Below are 19,017 nucleotides of genomic sequence, written 5' to 3'. Positions count from 1 at the left end.
TTTTACACTTTAAAACGTCATTTTGAAAAATATTTTATACAAAAACACCTCAATTTCTTTTACAGATTCGGGCGAGGGAACTGCAGTTGTACTGCTTCACGGTTTTCTGGAAAATAAAAAAATGTGGTCAGCATATGTTGATCTGTTTTCAGAAAAACATCGTGTTATTACCATCGATTTATTGGGTCACGGCGAATCTGATTCTTTAGGTTATGTGCATTCTATGGAGGATAATGCAAATGCTGTTCATGAGGTTCTGGAACATTTAAAAATTTCGAAAGCTACCATTCTGGGACATTCGATGGGTGGTTATGTTGGTTTGGCTTTCGCCGAATTATTCCCAAACAACATTAGTAAATTAGTTTTACTGAATTCGACTTCAAAAGAAGACAGCGCTGAGAAAAAATTAAACCGAACCCGTGCTATTAAAGCGGTAAAACAAAATTATGTAGGTTTTGTAAGTTTAGCTATTGCAAATCTATTTAGCGAAAACAACAGAATACGTCTGGCAAATGAAATTGAAAAGGTAAAAGAACAAGCCTTAAAAACACCATTACAAGGAATTGTAGCATCGCTGGAAGGCATGAAAATACGTAAAGACAGAGAATCACTTATTCATCAAAATTTATTTCCGGTTTTATTGATTTTAGGAAAAAAAGATCCGGTTCTAAATTACGAAGAAAGCATTATTCAAATCGAAGACACAACTGCCGAACTCGTTACATTTGAAGACGGACATATGAGCCACATTGAAAACAAAGAAGAATTAAAATTAATACTATTGGATTTTTTTGAATAATCAGAAAACCAATAAAATCAAAAAAGGCTGCTCAAAAATTTTGAACAGCCTTTTTCTCATTCTTGGGGGCAAATATTATAATTTTGTTATAATGTCTTTTTTAAATTTAGACAAGGTTGCTCTTGTTAAACCAAGATTTGCTTTTGTAGAATCGACAGCCAGGTAAATAAAATACTGACCATCTTCAGAAACATCTATAATATGTATTTGATCTGTTAATGTAATTAAGATATCATTGATTTTTTGATCTAATCCTAAAGCTTTAATCGCATTTAATTTTGCTTTTACAACTTCTAAATTATAAGCAGAAGCTAATTCCGGGTCAAAATTTGGATTTAAAGAAAGTGAACAATAAGACATCCCTGTTTCAACCTCTGTAACTGAAACTGCAATAAATCCGTTAATGTTCTCTTTTAAATCGTTTTGAAAATTTTGTAAAAAATCTGACATGTTTTAATTGTATTTAAATTAATTGTTGAAAATAGTATCCATTTTGCGAAGCAAAAGTCCCATTTTACTTATATCTTTAGAAAGCAGCGCAATACAATTATCGTCCTGATCTTTACTTGCTACTACAATACCGTCGTTATTCTTAATCATGATTTGCTTAAGATCACCATTATTAAGATCTTCAGACATTTCTAAACTCATTTTTAATATCATGCCAATCATTGCTGCCACATTTCCATCGTACTCTAAATTAACAGACTCCAGTAAGATACCATCAATATTAAAACTCAATCCAGACTCTGCTCCAGTTTCTTCTACAAGTGTATTTAAATCAATCATTTTGCTATTTTATCATTTTAAGTAATTCAAAGATATTTCAATAAATAGAATTGTCCGATAAACACTTGTTAAAAAAAAGGCACACGTAACCATTTGAATTACTTTTATTTATAAAATAGTGTTTCTTTATTTTTAAAATAATATTTGTAAAAAATACAAACAAAAAAAGCAGATTTTACCAAAAACGTAACATTCTGATTCATATCTCCTAATTATCATCGCGAGTGGTATAACAAATTTAGATTACAACAAGTTTTTTATAGCTTTGCAAAAAAAATTTAATTCGATGAAAACAGTTGACGAATTACGCTTTGACTTAAATGTAAAGCTGATGAAGTTTAGAAGATTTCGTTTTGAGAACGGAAGTTTAAACACTTTAAATTCGCAAGAGCGCGAAAAGAAAGGTTTTTTCAAAAAAATATTTAGTTAAAAAGCCCTTACAAAATCCCCAAATCTACCAAATAACCTTTTTCTACAAGTTCCGCATTATTCCTGATATAATGCGTTTTACCCTCCTTAATCAAAATAATCTGAGACGAAATTTTGATTACATTTTCAAAATTATGATCTGTGATAATGATCCCTTTTTTGACTGAATTTATCTTTATCATTTCATTTACCCTATCAATCATTAAAGGCGATAATCCGTTATGAGGTTCATCCATCAAAACAAATTTCGAAGGATTAAAAAGAACAATCTTAATCTCTAAGTAACGTAATTCACCGCTTGATAAGTGTCTTATTTTTTTCCTGACAATAGATTGAATAAAGTCGTCATTGCCAAAAAGTGCCCTGTTTTGTTTATCGACCGATAATTCGATCGTCTTTTTTACGGATAAGTGATTCGGAATAAATTATTCTTGGGATAAGTAACTCACTTCATTCAGCAGAATATTTTTATCATTTTTAGAAATAGAATCGATTCGAATAAAAAAGATATTCCTGTTTTCTGTATAATTCTTTGTAACCAATGCTGATCAAAAACCCAAAACTCAGGAAGATAATAAAAAAATAATCAAAATCACCCATCAAAACAGCAATAGCACAAACAGCCAGATTAACTATCAAAGTGGTTTTAAAAAATTCAAATATGTTAGAAAACTTTCTGATGATTTAAATGATTTTTTCTTCGAAAGGAATAGTAACATCAAAAATCTCTCTTAACAATAATACTATTTCCTCGAGATATTGATGTAAAATTTCTTTTGTAACCGTCAGGTTCAATTCTTTATCTTCTTTAAAACCAAAAGGTAAAAAACCGGATTTTAGATTTTTAAAGGAAATGATTCCAACTTCAATCGGAATTTCTCCCGCTTCTTTTTCAAACATAAACGCATACGCCAAAACCTGGATGATTTTATCATTTTTAAGCTCCTGAGTTAATCCATTCCATGATTTCAATATCACATTAGTCTTTTCGACTTTACCGGTCTTATAATCAATAATTCTTATTCTGCCGTTTCTTAACTCAATTCTGTCTACATTTCCTTTAATCAAAACAGGAAATGGTAAATCCGGATGAGTTAATTCACGACTATACGTTTCTTCCAAAGCAATAATCCTGACTGCATCACCATTTTTAAGAGACTCCAGTTCCATTCTTAAAAAATTAGATACATTTCGTTTGGCTACTTCAAAAGCCAAAAGATTTCGGCCTTTTTTAATTTCGCCTTCTTTATACACCAATTTAAATTGTTTTAAAACTTCATCATCCAGCAACTTAAAACAGTTTTCAAGATCAGATTCTGAAATAAATTTACCAATAAATGGTTCGTACAAAGCCTTTAATGTTTCATGAATTATCGTTCCAAGTGTATTTAGTGCAATGTTTTCCTCTACTTCTTCTACTTCACGAATTCTGAGTATCTTTTGAAAATAAAAATCAATGGGATTTCGAATATAACTCGTCAATGCTGATGGAGAAAATCCTACTGACGCTATTTCTTTCAAGCGTTCAATAACAGATTCAGATTTTGGAACCACCATAGGCTGATACGCAGTATTTGGCAAAACTGGATTATAGATATCAAAAGTCAGATTGTGTTTCTTTTGCTTTTCGACTTCAAGCTGCGTAATGAATCGGCTTCGTTCTCCGGCATCCAAACCGTCATTCTCTGTATTATAAATCAGATAAATATTTTTAGCCCTTTGCAAAACATGATAAAAGTGATAGGTATAAATAGCATCCTTTTCTTTAAAAGTTGGCAAGCCTAATTCTCTTTTTACATCATAAGGAATAAAGGAATTTTGAGATTTCCCAGCCGGAAACTTTCCTTCATTCATCGAAGTAATAATTACAGTATCAAAGTCCAGCACACGGCTTTCTAAAACTCCCATAATTTGCAATCCGTGTAAAGGCTCTCCTTCAAACGAAACTTCTGCAACATCAATAATCTGTTTGTAAATAGCATGCAAAGTATCGATGTTATCAATATGATGGTGTTGCGTATAGTAATTAATCAATTTATTAATGACTTTAAAAACAGCATAAACAAATGCTTTTGCTATTTTCTCTTCTTCATTATCATTGCTAAAATTACCTTTTATCAAAAGTAAAATTGCTGAGACATTTTCAAGAACCGCAATCGATCCGTTCTCCCATTTTTGAAATAACATTTTAAAGAGTTCTGACGGATATAAATTGAGTTCCATTATTCGATTATGAGTGATAAACGTATAATTATTCTCTTTTATAATTCTCACTAAATTTCTCGCATTTGCATAAGGCTCCACTAATGGATGCGTTAATATATCGAGCACATCTTTATAATAAAAAACATAACTTTCTCCTTTACGTGAAAGCGCATTAGTATGCATTTTAAATAATTTGGCAATCAATATTTGCGAAGGATTATTTTTTCCGGAATATCCCATTGTAATATTCAAACTCCCAACAGATGAAGGCAATGAATACAAAACGGGCATTAATAAATTTTCTTCACCAAGAACAATTGCTACTTTATCAAGAGCTGCAGTTGGATTTTCAGTAATTAAATTTTCAATTATACTGCCTGCTAACTTGGCCTGACCAATAGTTTTTGGCGTTCCTATTACCTGAATGTTTTTAGATTGCGAAAAGTCGTCAACAATCCATTCAAAATGGTTTGCCTTATAATGTTTCCAGCTTTCTTTAAAACGTCGCACAAAAAGTCCGGCATCATGATAAGGGTCATTTAAAAAAGTCTGATCAACATCCCAGTAAATTTTGGCCAGATCTAAAGCCAGAAGATGTTGTACAATTTTTTCTTCGGCAGCATTTAGAGCATTAAAACCTGCAAAAATAAAATTGCGATTTGAAATTGTATTCGAAAAATGATTCAGGTTATTTACAGCTTCTCTGTAAATCAGACCTTGATATCCTATTGATTTACTTAATAAGTGACTGTACAATGACTCATAATACAAAGGCAGAAGTTTCCAGAAATCAATATAATTTTCTAAAAGTTTTGTTTTGTTTTCTACTTCGATCCCCCATTTTTTAATATCTTCAATATCGCTCAAATAAGACAAAACATGAGTTGGATCTAATAAATATCGATCAATTTCATTAAAGTCCTGCAAAAGTGTTTTTGCCCAATTGGCAAACAATTCAAATGATTGCTGATGCTGTTTTTCGGTTACAGAAAGATAAACTTCATAAAACTCAAATAAAAGCTCGATTGAATCGACAGATCTAATGGATGCGACATCTTGCACAAAATCTTCAATGCTAATAATTTCCGGACAAAGAATAGTTTCTGTAGTTGCATTTTTTAATGCTTCTATTAAAAAAACCTTAGCTCTTTTATTAGGCAAAACTATCGTAGTATCAGCCAATTTTTGCGAATAATCCTGAATTACAACAGTTGCTATTTTTCCGAGAAAAGAAGTATTTATCATTTGATAAAAATAAAAAAAGCCATTCAATTAAGAATGGCTTTTAGTATTTATTTAGAAAGTAAATTAGATTTTACCTTGGTATTTAGAACCAATGTGTCTAATTTCTGTTCTTCTGTTTTGTGCTTTACCTGCAGCAGTTTTATTACTTGCAACTGGTTGAGAAGATCCAAATCCTTTAGCAACTAAGTTTTCTGGATTAACACCTCTTTGGATTAATGCATTCATAACAGCCTCAGCTCTTTCTTGAGAAAGTTTGTCATTGATTTTAGCAGAACCTGTACTATCTGTGTGTCCTTCAATAGAGAATTTCGCGTTTGGATAGTTTTTAAGGATTTCTTTAATTGCATCTAATCTAGCTGGAGTTTCTTTGTCACCAGTTTTGAAAGTAGCTTTTCCTGAGTTAAAGTAAACTGCTCTTGCTTGAACTTTAAGATCTTCTAAAGCTTCGTTAGTTACTTCAGGACAACCTCTGTTACTAGCAGGACCGTAAACTGTAGGACAATCATCATCTTTATCAGCAACACCGTCTTTGTCAGCGTCTAAGAAAGGACAACCACCGTTTTCTTTTGGACCAGCAACTGTAGGACATTTGTCATCTTTGTCTGGAACACCATCTCCGTCTGTATCAGGACATCCGTTGAATTGTTTTGGACCAGCAACATCTGGACAAGCATCATCTTTATCAGCGATTCCGTCTCCGTCTCTGTCTGGACAACCGTTTAATGCAGCTAAACCAAATTCAGTTGGACAAGCATCACTACCATCAACGATTCCGTCTCCGTCTGTATCAGGACATCCGTTGAATTGTTTTAAACCAGCAACATCTGGACAAGCATCATCTTTATCGTAGATTCCGTCTCCGTCAGTATCTTTACCTCCGAATTTGAAAACTAGACCTGCAGTGTGTTGGAAGTGAGATGGAGCATCTGGAACACCAGCTGCATCTTGTCTATCACCACTAACTGACCATTTGTATCTTGTAGCAAGCTCAAGACCAATAGCATCTGTAAACCAGAATGTAACTCCAGCACCTGGATTAACTGTTCCGTAGCTACTATCTCCAAAGAAAGTATAACCACCACCAACAGATAACGAAGGATCGATTACTTTAGATTTGATTAATTCCTGGAAGCTATATTTAATAGTAGCATCAATTCCATAATACATCAAATCACCAGGGTTAGTAACAATATTACCTCTTCCGTCATGCCCTGGAGCATATTGAGAAAAAATAACATACTTATCAATTTTGTTTACAGATCCTTGTAAACCAACAGAGAATCCGCTACCAACGTATCTAGTCACACCAATGTAAGATAAAGAAGGAAGAATATTCCAGTTGTCTTTCACTTGGAATGGCTGCGAAAAGTGTTGATCAAAGAAACCGTGTCCAGCACCAGAACTAGTTCTAGTGTCTACGGCATTAACTCCAAAAGAGATAGCCCATGGATTGTTGCTGTCTTGTGCGTGAGAACTTAAACCCATCACCATCATCACAGCAACTAAAAGTTTGTTAAGATGTTTCATACTTAATTTTTTTAATTACAATTTAGTTAATTACAAGCAAAAGTAACACCAAAATTTTTAAATACAAAATGAAATGTTAAAAAAAACCTACAAAAATTTCGGCAAGTGGAAATTATATAACTTTTAACATTTTACCGACAACTTCAAACGCAGCTATCGCTCTATCTAAATGCTCTTTAGTATGTGCAGCAGACAACTGCACTCTAATTCTGGCTTTTTCTTTTGGCACAACAGGAAAGAAGAATCCGATTACATAAATACCTTGCTTTAAAAGTTCATTTGCCATTGTTTGAGATAATTTTGCGTCATAAAGCATCACCGGAACTATTGCAGAATCTCCATCAATGATATCAAAACCTGCTTTTTTCATTCCTTCTTTGAAATAATTGGTATTCCACTCTAATTTATCACGTAAAGAAGTATCTTTTTCTAATAATTCAAAAACTTTTATTGATGCCCCAACAATAGCTGGTGCTAATGAATTTGAAAACAAATAAGGTCTTGAGCGCTGACGCAATAATTCTATTATTTCTTTTTTAGCTGTTGTATACCCTCCCATTGCTCCACCTAATGCTTTACCAAGTGTACCGGTTATAATATCAACTCTGCCCATCACTCCTTTTGCTTCAAGCGTACCTTTTCCTGTCGCCCCAATAAATCCGGCAGCATGACATTCATCTACCATTACCATTGCATCGTATTTATCAGCCAAATCACAAATCTTATCTAAAGGCGCTACAAGACCATCCATAGAAAAAACCCCGTCAGTAACAATTAATTTAAAACGAGCTCCTGCTTCGTTTGCTTTTATTAATTGTTGTTCAAGGTCTTCCATGTTACTATTTTCATAACGGTAACGGGCTGCTTTACACAAACGTACTCCATCAATAATTGAAGCATGATTTAGACTATCTGAAATAATAGCATCGTTTTCTCCCAACAAAGGTTCAAAAACACCACCGTTAGCATCAAATGCTGCTGCATAAAGAATTGTATCTTCTGTACCGTAAAAATCAGCGATTTTTTTCTCTAATGTTTTATGAATATCCTGGGTTCCACAAATGAAACGCACTGACGACATTCCAAACCCATGGGTATCCATGGCATCTTTTGCTGCCTGAACAACTTCAGGGTGCGAGGAAAGTCCTAAATAATTGTTGGCACAAAAGTTCAAAACTGTTTCTCCTGTAGAAATGGCTATTTCTGCTCCCTGTGCTGAAGTAATAATACGTTCTTTTTTAAAAATTCCGTTGTCTTCAATAGTTTGCAACTCATTTTGCAAATGTTCTTTTATTTTACCGTACATTTTCACTTATTTAAAACGTTAAAAATTAACAACTTAACCTTAAAAAGACTAAATCAAACCTTTAACATCTGATTAATTTTTTCACAAATTTACTACATCGATTTCTGTTCCTATATACACCAATGCTTTTTTTAACACTTTGTATCCTAAATTTTCAATAGCATCCTGATATTCTTGAATTTGTTGCGAGTATTTTGAATTTACTACACCTGTTTTATAATCCAAAAGATAAGCTTCTTTATTTGGGGTTAAAACAATTCGGTCCGGTTTCAAAATTCTTCCCTCTTTCTGAACAATGGTTTGTTCATTTAAAATCACATAATCTCCATTAAAGCAAACACTCAGCTCAGGATGATTTACAATCTCCTGAACAGATTTTTTCACCAAGCTTACTTGATCAAGCGTAATTAAACCATTTTCAATTGCTTTTGTAATTGCCAGATCAACATCAGATTTATCTTTTACAAAGGCCAAAATCTCATGAACTATATTTCCGTAAGCTATTGCTTCTTGCTGATGCGTTCCCCACATTAAAGCTTCCCGTTGTGCGATTTTAATATTTTTTGGTTTCAAAACATCTGCAACGAACGGTATTGACTTTACTAAATCAATTGACTTTGCAGAAACCGATAATCTGGTTTTATTTCCAAATTCATATTCTAATTTTTCAGCATCATAAATTCCTTCATGAATTAGATATTTTATAAAAAAAGAAGCCATATTGTTTGGAAGTTCACCATCTTTTCTTTCTTTTAATGATTGTGAAATAACATACAATTGTTCTTCTGCACGTGTTAACGCTACATACAAAACATTAATATTATCCAATAATTCTTCCTGCTTTTTCAAATTAAAAACTGCCGAAGCATTTTCTCCAAAACCCTCAACGGCACTGCTATTATCTATCAAAGCCTTTGGAACATCCAGATTAGCATCATCTGTATCAAGCCATAATTTATCTTTTGGTTTTCGATTATAATCTTCTTCTGCAAACGGCATAATAACCACCGGAAATTCCAAACCTTTCGATTTATGAATTGTCATTATTCGAACTGCATTGTTTCCTTCCGGAGAAGGAATACTGAATCTATCTCCATTTTTATCCCAAAAACTTAAAAAATCAGCTATTCCTGCCTGATTCCTAATATCTCTTTCTAAGACAATATCAAGAAAAAATTGCACATAGGCATTTCCTTCAGAGGGAAGTATAAATTTTGAAATTATAATTTCAACAGCTTCATACAATGATTTTTTACGAACATCTTCAAAAGAAAGCAAAACATCAAAAGTCAAAAGCCACTTCTCAAAATCTTTTTCGATTTTCTGCTCCATTCCCTCAGCAATAAAATCATGAATCGGCATTTCAATTATTGTATTGAGTGCTAAAAAATGCAGAAACTTAGCTTTTGATTCTAAATCAGCACTATTATTTAGATATTTCAGCAAATAAACAATTAAACGAACTTCTGTCGCGTTTTGAATCATTAATGTTTCTGAAGACAAAAGCGGAATGTTTTGTTCTGTTAAGTAATTTGCAATTGCAATTCCCTGATCTCTTTTTCTGGTCAGAATTACAATATCTTTATATTCAAAACCTTCGCGAATTACTTTCTGAATTGTATTTAAAGTTGCCAAAACATACAAATCTGATTTATCAACCACTTCTTCTTCATCTGCAAATTCATTTTTTTCAATTATTGGAAGAAAAGAGATATTGACATATCCACCTTTTTTTGAATTTGAGTTTTGAAAACTATGATTTTCATACAAATCTTTATAATCGGCATTTGAAAATTCAGTCGAGATCAATTTAAAAAAGGCATTATTAAAATTGATTACCTCACTATAACTTCGATAATTGGTATCTAAATGCTTAACTTGTTTTTCGTGATTAAAAAAAGCGTTTTCTTCTTTTCCTAATTCAATAAACTGCTCTGCTTTTCCTCCTCTCCAACGGTAAATAGACTGCTTTGGATCTCCCACAATCATCAAAGTCCCTTTATTTCCAAAATCATCTTCACCGGAAAGGGAATTATGTATCAATGGAATTAAGTTCTGCCATTGCATTTCCGAAGTATCCTGAAACTCATCAATAAAAAAATGACGATAACGCTCTCCTAAACGCTCATAAATAAATGGCGCGGGCTGGTTCTGAATTTCTCTGTGAATAATTGCATTGAACTCTGAAATCGACAAAACATTTTGTTCTGATTGTATTTTAGCCAATTCATTACTAACTGTATTTAAAAGAGAGAGTGGTGTTATATTTTTTAGAAATGCTTTATAAAAATCTCTTTTCTCGAAATTCTTATAAACTTTTTCGAGAGCAAGCAACAGTTCAGGAATCAAATTTTCGATCAAAGCACGATCTTTTGCTGTTTTATTTATTGCAATATCATCAAACTCATGAAAAGTTTTATTACGAGGGTTAAATTTTCCATCTCGTATACTTTCTAAATGATTTGGAAAGGTCCCTCTTGAAAATGATTTTAAATCAATTCCGTTTTTATCAATTAAAGCGAGAGCCTCAGTTGCAAATTGTTCATTTTCTGCTTCTAGGTCTTTGCAGAGCCCCAGCATTTTCTTTTTGATTTCTACAAATTCTTCAATAGATTTATCTTGAAAATGCAGGATCTCATTACGATTATTTTCATTCAAAACCAATCTTCCGGTTTCAAGAATCTCGCGAGAAACATCCCAACTTTTATCATCGTCGGTTTTTTCCATCGTAAAATCGATCAGCAGTTTTGTCAATGTTTCATCTTGCCCAGCCTGGGCAATAATTGCATCAACGGCTTCAATCAATAAATTTTCTGTATCCAGAGTGACTTCAAATGTCATTGGCAAATTAAGGTCATGTGCAAAAGCACGAACCACCTTGTGTGTAAATTTATCTATTGTAGAAATATCAAATGCAGCATAATTATGAATTAGATGCTTGATAATATTTTGAGATTTTGTTTTGATCTTGATTACAGAAAGCCCAGTGTCGCGGGATAAATCTTCCATTAAATCCACAGCTTTTGCAGAAGGTGCTTCTTTTGCAAATTCAGACAAGCTTCCCACAATACGGCTTTTCATTTCATGAACCGCTTTATTAGTAAAAGTTATAGCCAGAATATTTCGATAAGCGTCATTTTTAGGAGAAGAAAGAATAATTTTAAGATATTCTTTAACCAGGGTATAGGTCTTTCCTGAGCCTGCAGACGCATCATAAATAGAAAAAGATGGGCTTTGCATAAGCTTGTTTGTTTGTATGGTAAAAATAACATTTCTATTGCACTATTGACATCAAAAAAAACAGAACAAAGAAAATTTAACTAAAAATCAGAATGAAATAAAGAATCATACTTGAGAATAAGCCTGAATTTATAAATACTTTTTCCCAATTGAGTGCTTTTAAAAATCCCAAAACGACCAGATCTGCTAATAGCAAAAAAGTAATTACAGGAAAACCAATAAAAACAAATGGTAAAAGCTCCGGAGGACCAAGACAAGATCTCTGATCAGAATTTATAAAAAGTATACTGAATAATACAAAACTCAAAATAATACTGAGAAAGACAATAAATCTAATTACAAAATGCGACTTATTATCTTTGTATTTTTCAAGCATTTATTTTCAAAGATTAAATTACAGCGATGTTATGCCGTTTTTGGAAAAGCTCTTTTGTTAAAAACAAGCAAAATACCAACTCCTGTAGAAATTGCCACATCGGCAACATTAAAAATAGCATTAAAAAAAGACACTTCTTCACCTCCCCAATATGGAAACCATTCTGGCAACTGACCTTTCCAGATTGGAAAATAAAACATATCAACCACTAAACCATGAAACCAGGTTCCGTAAGGTTCAGGAGAAAAAATGGTTGCCAGCTTACCATGACTGTCATCAAAAATAACTCCATAAAAAACAGAATCAATTATATTTCCGGCAGCACCAGCAAAAATCAATGCTATAGCTACGATCAAATAAGTAGAATGACGTTTTTTTACGGAGTCAGCCAGCCAGTATCCGATCCCGAATACTGCAAAAATTCTAAAAACCGTCAAAATCAATTTACCATATTCTCCTGGTATTTTTGTTCCCCAGGCCATTCCTTCATTTTCAATAAAGTGAATTCTAAACCAATCAAAAATCTTAACTTCATTATCCGGATAATCTAATGTAAAATTTGTTTTCACATAGATTTTTGAAAGCTGATCGACAATTAAAACTAAAAATATAAGTAAATATGCTTTTCTTAATGACATTTTATAAAATTTTGATGGGCAAAAGTAACAATTAAATCAAAAAAAACGCTCCTTAAGGAGCGTTAATTCTTTTGTAATAAAACTAAATTGATTTTAATCGGGTTTTAAATGTAAATATGATTTATTTTTTAGCAACAGGTTTCGCTGGTGTTTTAGGATTGTCACTAAAAAATTCCGAGATTGATTTCAGCAATCCTTTTCCTTCTTTTCCGGCCGCTGCCTTTTTCGCTTCGGCTTTTTTAACATCAGCTTTAAACTTAATACGAATTTTTTCGAAATCTTTCATTCTACTTTCGACATCAGAGTTTACTTCTTTGAATTTCAATACTTTAGCCATTGTGTAAGTTTTTTGTGTTAAATAAATAAATTATTAATGATTTGGTATTACAATGATACATAATTTAATTTATATTTGTTTATAAAAAATTAACACTTGTTTAGAACAAAAATCATATTTCCTACCAATACCACATGAAAATGAAACGAATTTAACAACTCCCCTCAAATCCTACAAAAATATGAATGAAATCACCACTACTCTAAACGATTTTCTAGTTAATACTAAATCTTCTGCTGCCTTAATCTTAAATGGAAAAGGAAAACTAATCACATCACTGCATTTAGACTATGGAGATAGCATTGCTGCAATGAGCGCTGCCATTTTATCTATGAGCGAAAAGTTTTTATTAGATCTGGATAAAGGCGCTTTAAAACAACTCTTTTTAAAAACCTCAGAAGGTGTTGTTATTGGAAACAAAATAAGCGGTACAAACTTTATAATAGCATTTTCAAAAGACGGAAGTAATTTGGGGCTATTAATGCGATCGACTGATGAAGTCGCAACTGAATTAAGTAAAAATTCCCTATTAAAATAACATAAATCCATTAACAACAAACCCCAACAAACTATGAGTAACGACTTCTTAAACGTTTTTTTAAATGAGATGAAAACTAACGTAAACGGCTTTATCGCTGTCGCTGTAACCGAAATTGAATCAGGATTAAGCTACGGAAACCTGACAATAGATCCTGCATTTGATCCTGAACTTGCAGCTGCCTACAATCTGGAGGTTGTAAAAGCAAAATTAAGTGCCGTAAAAGCATTAAATTTAAATCAGGATATTGAAGATATTTTGATTACACTTTCAAACCAAATTCACATTATTGACATTTCACCAAACAAAAAATTCATGATTTATCTTGCTGCTGATGCAAGCAAAGCAAATCTTGGAATGACAAGAGCGGTTTTAAGAAAACACAAAGCTGATTTAGAAAAAAATCTAGCCTAATTTCAGGTTTATTTTTCTTAATTAGAACTGCCCTAACAAAGGACAGTTCTAATTAAGACTTTATATTATTATATCTTAAGCCCAATCTCAATTTCTTCTTACAAAATAAAAAAGCCTTCATATACATACTTCCCGTGCAATTGCAATCAAATTCTTTCAAAAGATAACAAATCAGATTCTTTTGAATCTCAACAAACATTAAACAAAAAAACGCCCCTAAAAGGAGCGCTTATTTCAATAGATATTTTTATTATCTCTGCAAGTTTTTGGCTTCGATACTCATTGTTGCATGAGGAACGATTTTAAGCCTTTCTTTGCTAATTAATTTACCTGTTACTTTGCAAATACCGTATGTTTTATTTTCTACACGGAAAAGCGCGTTTTTTAAATCACGAATGAATTTTTCCTGTCTGATCGCCAACTGAGAGTTTGCTTCTTTAGACATTGTCTCACTTCCTTCTTCAAAAGCTTTAAAAGTTGGAGAAGTATCGTCAGTTCCGTTATTCAAATCATTCATGTAAGCACTCTTAATTAAATCAAGATCTTCTTGTGCTTTTTTTATTTTCGCCTGAATTATTTCTTTGAACTCTGCTAAATCTGAATCAGAGTATCTTGTAATTTCATCTATCATTTTATAACTATTTTGAAATTAATATCATTGTTTTAATATCATCAAACTCAATTTCTGTGCCGCTTTCTAAAGCGTCAACAAAAACCAAATCATCTGTCAGTGTCTCAGACTTAATATAGTCTTCATTTTTTAAGACGGCTTGTTCTAATATACCGTTACTTTTTATTTGAACCTTAATTTTATCAGTAACTTCAAATCCTGAATCTTTACGGATATTCTGAATTCTGTTTACTAACTCTCTTGCGATTCCTTCATTTTTTAATTCTTCAGAAATTGTGATATCAAGTGCAACTGTAATTCCGTTAGAGTTTGCAACCAGCCATCCTTCAATATCCTGAGATGTTATTTCGACGTCTTCTAGTGATAAAGTTACACTATTTCCAGCAATTACAATATCTAACGTTCCCTGCTTGTCTAATTCATTGATCTGATCCGCAGAAAAACCTTGTATCTCCCTAGAAATCAAACCCATATCCTTTCCAAAACGTGGTCCAAGTGCTTTAAAATTAGGCTTAATTTGTTTTACTAAAATACCCGAATCATCATCTAAAAGTATGATTTCTTTCACGTTTACTTCGGCTTTTACTAAGTCAGAAATAGCCTCGATCTCAGCTCTCTGATTCTCGTCAAGTACCGGAATCATTACCTTTTGCAGAGGTTGACGCACTTTAATCATTTCCTTTTTACGAAGTGACAAGACCAAAGATGATATGGTTTGAGCCTTCTGCATTTTGCTTTCTAACGTTTTATTAACAAAGTTTTCGACAAATTTTGGAAACTCAGCCAAGTGAACACTGGCAAATTCTTCGGTTTTAGTGGAATTTGTCAAATCTCTGTACAATTTATCCATAAAGAAAGGAGCAACAGGAGCACTTAATTTACTGATTGTTAACAGGCAAGTATAAAGTGTTTGATATGCTGCAATTTTATCCTGTGCATAATCCCCTTTCCAGAAACGACGACGACACAAACGAACATACCAGTTACTTAAATTTTCCTGAACGAAGTCAGAAATTGCTCTTGTAGCTTTTGTTGGTTCATAATCTTCATAACATTCATCCACGAATTTGATTAAGGTATGAAGTTCAGAAATAATCCACTGATCGATTTCCGGTCTTTCGTTTAATGGAATTTCTGCTTCAGCATATTTGAATCCATCAATGTTTGCATATAACGAGAAGAAAGAATAGGTATTATATAATGTTCCGAAAAATTTACGGCGAACTTCAGCAATTCCTTCAAGGTCAAACTTCAAGTTATCCCAAGGATTTGCATTCATAATCATATACCAACGTGTGGCATCAGGACCGTATTCTTCAATGGTTTTAAACGGGTCTATCGTATTTCCTTTACTCTTAGACATTTTAATTCCGTTTTTATCTAAAACCAAACCGTTTGAAACTACATTTTTATACGCTACTTTATCAAAAACCAAAGTTCCGATTGCGTGTAATGTATAAAACCATCCACGTGTTTGATCTACTCCTTCTGCAATGAAATTCGCAGGAAAATCTTTGTTTCCATCGATTTTATCTTGATTTTCAAAAGGATAATGCCATTGTGCATACGGCATTGCTCCAGAATCGAACCAAACATCAATTAAATCGCTCTCGCGTTTCATTGGCTGGCCAGAAGCTGAAACTAAAGTAATTTGATCCACTACATTTTTGTGTAAATCAATTAAATCATAATTTGATTCAGACATATTTCCGATTTCAAAACCTTTAAACGGATTTTCTTTTTGAAAACCTGCTTCGATAGATTTCTCAATCGCATTGTACAATTCTTCAACAGAACCAATAAGAACTTCTTCTTTTTTGTCTTCAGTTCTCCAAATTGGCAACGGAATTCCCCAATATCTAGAACGAGATAAGTTCCAGTCGTTGGCATTTTTAAGCCAGTTTCCAAAACGTCCTTCACCAGTAGATTTAGGCTTCCAATTGATAGTCTCGTTCAGGTCGAACATTCTATCTTTTACATCGGTTACTTTGATAAACCATGAATCTAGAGGATAATATAATAACGGCTCGTCGGTTCTCCAGCTGTGTGGATAACTGTGCACGTATTTCTCAACTTTAAAAGCTTTGTTTTCTTCTTTTAAACGAATTGCGATTTCAACATCTACAGATTTCTCTGGAGCTTGTCCTGCATCGTAATATTCGTTTTTAACGTATTTACCAGCTAAATCACCTAAATGTGAAGTGAATTTTCCTTGTAAATCAACCAATGGAACTGCATTTCCTTCTTCATCCAAAACCAACATTGGTGGAACTTCAGGTTTTGCTTCTTTTGCTACTTTAGCATCATCTGCACCAAAAGTCGGCGCTGTATGCACAATTCCTGTTCCGTCTTCTGTAGTAACGAAATCTCCGGCAATTACTCTAAATGCATTTTCAGCATTTTGATAAGGCAATACATAAGGCAATAATTGTTCGTAACGGATTTCTACTAAATCTGCTCCTTTTGCTTCAGTTAAGATTTTGTATGGAAGTTTCTTGTCGCCGTTTTTCACATTGTCAAAATCAGCGTCATCTTCACTTAAGAAAAATCCTTTTCCGAATTGTTTTCCAACTAAGTTTTTAGCCAAAATCACATTGATTGGCTCAAAAGTATATTGATTGAAAGTTTTAACTAAAACATAATCGATTTTTGGTCCAACTGTCAAAGCTGTGTTTGAAGGCAATGTCCAAGGAGTTGTCGTCCAGGCCAAAATGTGAATATCTCCAAAACCTTGTAAAAAGCTTGGAAGCGTTTCTGGCAAAGTTTTGAATTGTGCTACAATCGTAGTATCTGTAACATCGCGGTAAGCTCCAGGCTGATTTACTTCGTGAGAAGACAATCCTGTTCCAGCCTTTGGAGAATAAGGCTGAATCGTGTATCCTTTGTACAACAAACCTTTATCATAGATTTGTTTCAAAAGCCACCAAACAGATTCCATGTATTTTGGTTTATACGTCACATATGGATCTTCCATATCAACCCAATATCCCATTTTTTCGGTCAAGTCATTCCATACGTCCGTATAACGCATAACGGTTTTTTTACACGCTTCGTTATATTCTTCGATTGAAATCGTTTTGCCAATATCTTCTTTTGTAATTCCTAATTCTTTCTCAGTACCCAATTCTACAGGCAAACCGTGAGTATCCCATCCGGCTTTTCTTTTTACCTGAAAACCTTTTTGAGTTTTATATCTGCAAAAAATATCTTTAATCGCACGCGCCATTACGTGGTGAATTCCTGGTAATCCGTTTGCTGAAGGCGGACCTTCAAAAAATACGAAAGGTTCAGCACCTTCGCGAGTTGTAACACTCTTTTCAAATATATTTTCTTTCTTCCAAAAATCAAGAACTTCAGTAGCTACAGTTGGCAAGTCAAGTCCTTTGTATTCAGTAAATTTTGTACTCATTTTATCCTTTTCTTAAACGAGGTGCGAAAGTAATAAATTTAAGTCAGAACTAGAATATCTAAAGCCAAAAGTTGGAGCTATTAACTCAATTTTTAAAACGAAAAGCTAAAAATTGTTCAAAAACAGAATCGAAAAGCGATTTTTTTATTGATTCTTAATTTTTCACCTGTTTTTTCCAAAGAGAAATGCATTAATCAAAACACAAACTTAATCCTGTTAAAATTTCAAAACAATACATGCGAATCTATAGGAATTATAAGATTAATAATTGTAGTTTTACGCCAACTTTAAAAAAATTTTATGAAAACAAAATTACTTATTTTATGCTTGCTTACAGCAAGTTTTACTCAAAGCCAAAACCTTCTTCAAAACAACAGTTTCGAACAATTTACTGCGACAACCCCAAACTCATGGACACTTTTGAGCGGTTCATCAGACAAAGAAACTACCATATTCAATCATGGTACAACAAGTTTAAAAGCATTACCTGAAAGCTCAGTTCCTTTTTCAGCTCCTTTGTTCTGGATTTCTCAAGATTTCACTTTAAACAGTACAGAAGTATACACTTTAAAATTTGATTATTATGTTCCTGGAAACATGGCAACTAATTATATTAGCCGTATTGGCTTTGAACTTGCATTAAACGATTCATCAGAGGCTTTTTTCTTTCCTAACTACCCAACAATTCCGGTAACTTATGGAACATGGAAAACAGTAACATTTGATTTCAACATACTTATGTTTAGAGCTCCTGCTACTTCAGCTTCAATCAAACTTATACTGCAAGCTGGTTCTGACTCAGGTTTTACTGGTACTTATATGTATTTTGACAACGTGGTTATAGCTAAGAAAAGCACACTGTCTACACCTGACTTTTCTAAGAAAAACAATCCAATTGCTTATGTATCAAAAGATGAAATAAAACTAAATAATGAATTTGAAAATTCAGCATATTCAATTTTTTCTATTGATGGAAAAACAGTAAAAACATCAAAAAGTACTTCTGGAAGTATTGGAATATCAGGATTATCTAAAGGTGTCTATCTTTTAAAATTAAACGATTCAAGTAATGCAATTAAATTTGTAAAACAATAATCATAAAAACCTCTAACTAGACCAAGACAGCATGAAGTC

General features: G+C 32.9%; 15 protein-coding genes. 4 read left to right on the top strand and 11 right to left on the bottom strand.

All coding sequences use genetic code 11. The annotated features are described in order from the left end of the window. The first annotated feature begins 22 nt into the window (after nt 1-22). Nucleotides 23-799 carry an alpha/beta fold hydrolase gene (locus tag A4F88_RS08150; RefSeq protein WP_068842070.1) on the top strand — a complete coding sequence of 259 codons (777 nt, stop codon included), beginning with the start codon at nt 23-25 and terminating at the stop codon, nt 797-799. Nucleotides 800-874: 75 nt separating this feature from the next. Here A4F88_RS08150 and A4F88_RS08145 read toward each other — a convergent pair whose 3' ends face one another. From A4F88_RS08145 to A4F88_RS08100, 9 genes are all read right to left on the bottom strand, one after another. Then, on the bottom strand, nt 875-1,249 hold the full coding sequence (locus tag A4F88_RS08145; RefSeq protein WP_068842069.1) for a hypothetical protein: 375 nt from the start codon (nt 1,247-1,249) through the stop codon (nt 875-877). An 18-nt stretch (nt 1,250-1,267) separates the two neighbouring features. Further along, nucleotides 1,268-1,588, bottom strand: a complete 321-nt coding sequence (locus tag A4F88_RS08140) for a roadblock/LC7 domain-containing protein (RefSeq protein ID WP_068842068.1) — start codon at nt 1,586-1,588, stop codon at nt 1,268-1,270. A gap of 437 nt (nt 1,589-2,025) precedes the next feature. Then, entirely contained in the window at nt 2,026-2,409 is a 384-nt protein-coding gene (locus A4F88_RS25910) for a P-loop NTPase family protein (protein WP_394332902.1), read from the bottom strand. Between the two features lie 292 nt (nt 2,410-2,701). Continuing rightward, nucleotides 2,702-5,467: a PD-(D/E)XK nuclease family protein gene (locus tag A4F88_RS08130; protein WP_068842066.1), complete on the bottom strand. Its 2,766-nt coding sequence runs from the start codon at nt 5,465-5,467 to the stop codon at nt 2,702-2,704. 63 nt (nt 5,468-5,530) lie between these two features. Next, the gene (locus A4F88_RS08125; RefSeq protein WP_068842065.1) at nt 5,531-6,994 is read right to left on the bottom strand and encodes an OmpA family protein; all 1,464 of its coding nucleotides are present in this window, start codon (nt 6,992-6,994) and stop codon (nt 5,531-5,533) included. A gap of 112 nt (nt 6,995-7,106) precedes the next feature. Beyond that, the gene (gene kbl / locus A4F88_RS08120) at nt 7,107-8,300 is read right to left on the bottom strand and encodes a glycine C-acetyltransferase (RefSeq protein ID WP_068842064.1); all 1,194 of its coding nucleotides are present in this window, start codon (nt 8,298-8,300) and stop codon (nt 7,107-7,109) included. An 81-nt stretch (nt 8,301-8,381) separates the two neighbouring features. After that, a complete protein-coding gene (locus tag A4F88_RS08115) occupies nt 8,382-11,540 on the bottom strand; it encodes a UvrD-helicase domain-containing protein (protein ID WP_068842063.1) in 3,159 nt (1,052 codons plus the stop codon). A gap of 405 nt (nt 11,541-11,945) precedes the next feature. Then, complete coding sequence (locus A4F88_RS08105) at nt 11,946-12,554, bottom strand: lipoprotein signal peptidase (RefSeq protein ID WP_068842061.1); 609 nt, start codon at nt 12,552-12,554, stop codon at nt 11,946-11,948. 121 nt (nt 12,555-12,675) lie between these two features. Further along, the gene (locus A4F88_RS08100) at nt 12,676-12,891 is read right to left on the bottom strand and encodes a hypothetical protein (RefSeq protein ID WP_068842060.1); all 216 of its coding nucleotides are present in this window, start codon (nt 12,889-12,891) and stop codon (nt 12,676-12,678) included. Nucleotides 12,892-13,072: 181 nt separating this feature from the next. On the opposite strand from A4F88_RS08100, the gene A4F88_RS08095 reads away from it, so the two are divergent. Beyond that, complete coding sequence (locus A4F88_RS08095; RefSeq protein WP_068842059.1) at nt 13,073-13,429, top strand: roadblock/LC7 domain-containing protein; 357 nt, start codon at nt 13,073-13,075, stop codon at nt 13,427-13,429. Nucleotides 13,430-13,462: 33 nt separating this feature from the next. Next, on the top strand, nt 13,463-13,843 hold the full coding sequence (locus A4F88_RS08090; RefSeq protein WP_068842058.1) for a hypothetical protein: 381 nt from the start codon (nt 13,463-13,465) through the stop codon (nt 13,841-13,843). Between the two features lie 250 nt (nt 13,844-14,093). Here the strand turns inward: A4F88_RS08090 and A4F88_RS08085 are convergent, their stop codons facing one another. Continuing rightward, nucleotides 14,094-14,474 carry a TraR/DksA family transcriptional regulator gene (locus A4F88_RS08085; RefSeq protein ID WP_068842057.1) on the bottom strand — a complete coding sequence of 127 codons (381 nt, stop codon included), beginning with the start codon at nt 14,472-14,474 and terminating at the stop codon, nt 14,094-14,096. 7 nt (nt 14,475-14,481) lie between these two features. Next, the gene (ileS, locus tag A4F88_RS08080) at nt 14,482-17,883 is read right to left on the bottom strand and encodes an isoleucine--tRNA ligase (RefSeq protein ID WP_068842056.1); all 3,402 of its coding nucleotides are present in this window, start codon (nt 17,881-17,883) and stop codon (nt 14,482-14,484) included. A gap of 300 nt (nt 17,884-18,183) precedes the next feature. On the opposite strand from ileS, the gene A4F88_RS08075 reads away from it, so the two are divergent. Continuing rightward, complete coding sequence (locus A4F88_RS08075) at nt 18,184-18,978, top strand: T9SS type A sorting domain-containing protein (protein ID WP_068842055.1); 795 nt, start codon at nt 18,184-18,186, stop codon at nt 18,976-18,978. Nucleotides 18,979-19,017: the final 39 nt, after the last annotated feature.

It is taken from the genome of Flavobacterium chilense, assembly GCF_001602525.1.
Lineage (GTDB): Bacteria > Bacteroidota > Bacteroidia > Flavobacteriales > Flavobacteriaceae > Flavobacterium > Flavobacterium chilense.
This window is presented reverse-complemented; position numbering and strand designations above follow the sequence as displayed.